Source organism: Sporomusa sp., assembly GCF_057736855.1.
On sequence record NZ_JBYKYF010000224.1, the window covers coordinates 1 to 5,167 of the forward strand.

Here is a 5,167-nt window from a genome sequence, read left to right on the forward strand (position 1 = left end):
ACAACCTATGCGCTCAACGGTCAAATTCAAAAGGTTGGTCATAATATTTTTCTTTTGTTTGGCCTTTACATCAGTTTCTTCCTGTTTTGGGCGTTCATCTTCTTGGTCTACGGCCTCAAATAGACCGAGGCTACCCCAAACTTTATCCATGAACTTCATAAAAATCTCTCTCCTCCTTAATATTGACGCATACCAAATATGCCTGTGCCGATACGCACCAAGTTTGCTCCCTCTTCGACAGCTACCATATAGTCATTGGTCATACCCATTGATAACCATTTGATGTCAGTATTGGTCAGATTTAGTGCTTTTAATTCATTAAACAGTTGATATAATGCTTTAAACACCGGACGAACGGTTTCAGGATTTTCAGCATAAGGCGCGATTGTCATAAGCCCACACAGTTTAACATGTTCAAGCTGGCTAATTTGTCTGGCTAACGTCAATGCTTGTCCCAACTCGACGCCGAACTTGCTTTCTTCATTAGCAACATTCACCTGTAATAGCACATCCTGGCGTTTTCCTAGTTTTCCGGCTATTTTGTCAATTTCAACAGCCAGCCGCTGACTGTCGACCGAGTGAATCAGGTCTGCCAGCGGTACCACCTGCTTCACCTTGTTTGTCTGCAAATGCCCGATGAGATGCCACTCAACCTTATGACCTGCAGCCTGAATCGCAGGATACTTAGTCACCATTTCCTGAACACGATTTTCTCCCACAGCCGTTATACCGGCGGCAATTGCTTCCATCATGGCTGCAACACTATGATTTTTGGTAACAGCCACAAGCTTTACTTGGGTTGTATCAATATATTTTTTTATTTCAGCAATATTCTGCGCTATGGACATGGCAAATCCTCCGTTCTAATGATTTATTCGCCCACGAGTAAAATTTTCCTTTAAATATTTCCTGTATTATTCGATATTCTAGCAAAAAAACTATAAGAAATCCAATAAGATTTCTCTGAAACATGAATGGTAGTTTACTATGATAGTTCGCTTGTAATTTTAATTTTATAACATAATCAGAATGAAAAAAATACACCGTCTGGCAAAGCCAAACGGCGCAATATCGGATGTTATGGTTTTACGGTTTCCTTATATACTTGCTTCCCGTTTATTAACTCAATAATTACTGCGCTTCGAATTGCATCATGGGTAGAAGTTAAATTCATTTCCCCGCTTACACTCTTAAACCCTTTAGTGGCCGCCAAAGCGTCACGGATTTTTGTTGCTTCCGTACTGTTGGCTCGTTTAATAGCATCAACCAGTAGATATGCGGCGTCATAACCCATTGCCGCCATGGAGTCAGGCACTTGACCATATTCTTTCTTAAAAGCCTCAACAAAGGCTTTAGAGGCAGGACTAGTATCTTCGTTGGAATAAAAGTTAGTAAAATGAGTATTATTTAAAGGCTCAGGTCCAGCGATTTCTACTAATTTGGGTGAATCCCAGGCATCACCGCCCAAAAACGGTACCGTAATTCCCATTTCCCGGGCTTGCTTTATAATCTTACCGACCTCTTCATAGTAACCGGGAAGATAAATAAGCTCGGGATTCAGCGCTTTAACCTTGGTAAGAATTGCCTTAAAGTCCTGGTCTTTTTGCAAATAGGCTTCTTCTGCAACTATCTGCCCGCCACCTTTTACATAAGCTTCTTTGAAAAATTGAGATAAACCTTTACTATAATCACTGGAGTTATCAATTAAAATAGCCGCTTTTTTTACTTTTAAACTGTTAAGAGCAAAATTGGCTGCCACTGTCCCTTGAAAAGGATCAATAAAACAGGCCCGGAAAACATACTCTTTTGCTTTGCCGGTTTTTTCATCAAGCGTTACTTTAGGATTGGTAGTAGCAGCGGCTACTAAGGGGATTTTGTTGGCCTCAGCAACAGTCGACCCGGCAATACCGCAAGAGCTGACAGTAAACCCGGTTACAGCTACCACTTTATCCTGAGTAATGACTTTGGTCATAGCATTAGTGGATTCTGCCGGTTCACCTTTATTGTCGGCTATTACTACTTGAATTTGTTTACCAAGTACACCACCTTGGGCATTAATTTCTTTAAATGCCAGTTTAGCACCATTAGCTGCAGCCGTGCCAAAACTAGCCGTATTGCCGGTAAGTTCGTATACCACTCCAATTTTAATGTCTTTGGTGGTAGTATCACTACACCCGGTCACTAATCCAGCCAGCAGGAATAGGATTGTTAGCAAGCTAGCCATTTTTAATCTGAATGTACTCATCATCTCATCCCCATCTCTTATAAATTTATAAAAGATATCCCCATCCCAAATACGCTTTTCATCCCTCCCTTACCCACTTAACGTTTGTTAAACTCAAAAAATAAAAAAGCTTTTTGGACAGAATGGCAGAATATTCTCTCCAAAAAGCATCGTTGCTTACATAATTATTATATTTATATATTTTATACTTTTGTTTTTTATGATTATACATTGTATTACATTTTGCCAAAAATTACAAGTCATTTCTGTGCAAAAATAAAGTTTGTTACATTTTTTCTGCCACCGACTTAGCTTGCATAAATAATAGCAGATAATCGCTTCCGCCCGCCTTAGAATCGGTACCTGACATATTGAAACCGCCAAAGGGGTGGACACCGACCAATGCACCAGTACATTTTCGGTTAAAATACAAATTGCCAACATGGAATTCGCGGCGAGCTTTTTCAAGTTTGGCGCGATTTCGAGAATATACAGCCCCAGTTAATCCATATTCAGTATCATTAGCAATAGCTAGGGCTTGGTCAAAATCCTCAGCTTTGATTAAGGCAACAACCGGACCAAAGATTTCTTCCTGAGCAATGCGGGCATGGGGTGCAACATCGGCAATAACTGTAGGCTCAATAAAATAACCTGCATCAGGACCTTTAGAGCCGCCGGCAACTAAGCGTCCTTCACTTTTACCGATATTTATATATTCGAGAATTTTATTATAAGCATGTATATCAATGACTGGTCCTACATCCACTCCAGGATCACTGGCTGGACCTAATTTCAGAGCTTGGGTTTTGGCAATGATTTGGGCAGCAACTTCCTCATATACATCTTTGATAATAATGGCCCGAGAACATGCCGAACATTTTTGTCCTTGAAACCCGAAAGCTGAGCTTACAATACCATTGGCAGCGTCTTCGAGGTCAGCCTCATTGTCAACAATAATAGCATCTTTACCGCCCATTTCGGCCACAACACGTTTAATCCATTTCTGTCCAGGTGAAATTTCGGCGGCTAATTTATTAATCCGAAGTCCAACTTCTTTTGATCCTGTAAAGTTGATGAATCGGACCTGGGGATGGCTAACAAGAAAATCACCAATAAGGCTGCCACTGCCTGGCAGAAAATTGACAACACCAGGTGGCAAACTTACTTCTTCCCAAAGTTCCATGAGTTTAGCTGCAATCACTGGTGTAGTACTAGCCGGCTTCATGATCACTGTATTTCCAGTAACAATGGCAGCCGCCGTCATTCCAGTCAAAATAGCCAACGGAAAATTCCAAGGCGGTATAATAAGCCCAACGCCTAACGGAATGTAGAAACATTCGTTTTGCTCGCCAGCAATAGGCACCACCGGCATACCAGCGGCAACTGTAAGCATTTGGCGTCCATAATATTCTAAAAAGTCAATAGCCTCAGCAGTGTCAGCATCAGCTTCTACCCAATTTTTTCCTGCTTCTTCTACCAACCATGCTGAAAACTCAAATTTCTTGCGACGCATGATTGCGGCAGCCTTAAACAAATAGCGCGCGCGTTCCTCAGGTTTAACATATTGCCAGTCAGCAAAGGCAGCCAGCGCAGCTTGGATGGCCCTTTCAGCCAGTTCGATATTGGCACTGGCTGTAGTACCGATGATTTCTTTAAAGTTCGAAGGGTTCACTGAAATAATATGGGTTTGGGTATTAATTTTCTGACCTCCAATAACCAAAGGGTAATGTCTGCCCTTTTGTTCGGCAATATAGCTTAATGCCCTTTCCATAGCCTGTTTGTTTTCTGGTAACGAGAAATTAGAAAACGGTTCATTACAAAATGCGGTTACCATACATGTACCTCCTTAGTGTAATATTAAAAGAATTAAACAACTGAAGGCTCAACATATAATTGACCACGAGCAAACCGATCAGCACTAAAAGCATGAATGGGAATATCGGTAGGCAAGCCGACAACCGCTTGAGCGATCAGCTTACCTACCATTGGTGCAATCATAAAACCATGACCACTAAAACCAGCAGCCGTATAAAATCCTTTGATATTTGCATCTTCGCCCAAAATAGGCGTTCGATCTGGACACATATCATACAGTCCTGCCCATTGCCTGATGACATTGAGATTAGCTAGCGGCGGCAGAAGGGTAGTGATGCGTTCAGCCATCTCAGTCAAAAAGCGCCGACTTCCCTGGATATTGAAACTCTCTGGTTCATTCGGGTGTCCGATTCCCATGATAAAACTACCATGCGGTGTTTGCTGACAGTAGAGATTGTGAAAAAAAGACATTACCATCGGCGTTTGAAAAGGCGCCACCGGCTCGGTCACAAGTATTTCATGGCGTTCAGGAAAAATTGGCAGTTCGATACCAGCCATACGGCCAATCGTTTTGGCATAACCACCAGCGGCATTAATCACAACATTGGTAGCAATATCGCCTTTATTGGTGTGAACCATACATATTCTTCCACTTTTTACCGTTAGACCAGTAACTTCGGTATAGGTATACATGCTAACCCCCAGCCGGACGGCAGCCTTGGCATACAGACTGGTAACTTTGAATGGATTGGCATGCCCGTCTTTAGGGCAGAACGTAGCACCAAGCAGGCCTTGGATATTTAAATGTGGTACAATGTCTTTGGCTTCTTCCGGAGTTACCCAATAGGCAGGAATATTAAGAGAAGCTTGCAGTTTAAGGTTTTTCTTGAATTGTTCAACCATTTTGTCGGTATACGCAAGTAAAAGATAGCCACCTTGTTTAAATTCAATATCCCCTTCCATTTCCAGTATCGCTGGCAGATTTTCCAGTATTTTGATACTTTCGCGTGCCAACAGGCAATTGGTCTCAGTACCCCACTGCATCCGGACACCAGCGCCGCAACGCCCGGTAGCACCACTGGCAAGGTAGCTACGCTCAAGCACAACAACTTTCCCGGCTCCAGCCTT

At 42.3% G+C, this 5,167-nt stretch carries 4 protein-coding genes; all 4 read right to left on the minus strand.

Translation table 11 applies throughout. From position 1 onward, the window contains the following. Window positions 1–176 precede the first annotated feature (176 nt). Window positions 177–848 carry a YggS family pyridoxal phosphate-dependent enzyme gene (locus tag AC29Z1_RS13160; RefSeq protein WP_488271911.1) on the minus strand — a complete coding sequence of 224 codons (672 nt, stop codon included), beginning with the start codon at window positions 846–848 and terminating at the stop codon, window positions 177–179. Window positions 849–1,078: 230 nt separating this feature from the next. After that, window positions 1,079–2,245 (minus strand): ABC transporter substrate-binding protein, encoded by a 1,167-nt coding sequence (locus AC29Z1_RS13165; RefSeq protein ID WP_488271912.1) that lies wholly within the window; start codon window positions 2,243–2,245, stop codon window positions 1,079–1,081. Window positions 2,246–2,510: 265 nt separating this feature from the next. After that, on the minus strand, window positions 2,511–4,058 hold the full coding sequence (pruA, locus tag AC29Z1_RS13170; protein ID WP_488271913.1) for an L-glutamate gamma-semialdehyde dehydrogenase: 1,548 nt from the start codon (window positions 4,056–4,058) through the stop codon (window positions 2,511–2,513). A gap of 32 nt (window positions 4,059–4,090) precedes the next feature. After that, window positions 4,091–5,167 (minus strand): NAD(P)/FAD-dependent oxidoreductase (locus tag AC29Z1_RS13175; RefSeq protein ID WP_488271914.1); only part of this gene is annotated, 1,077 nt, incomplete at its 5' end.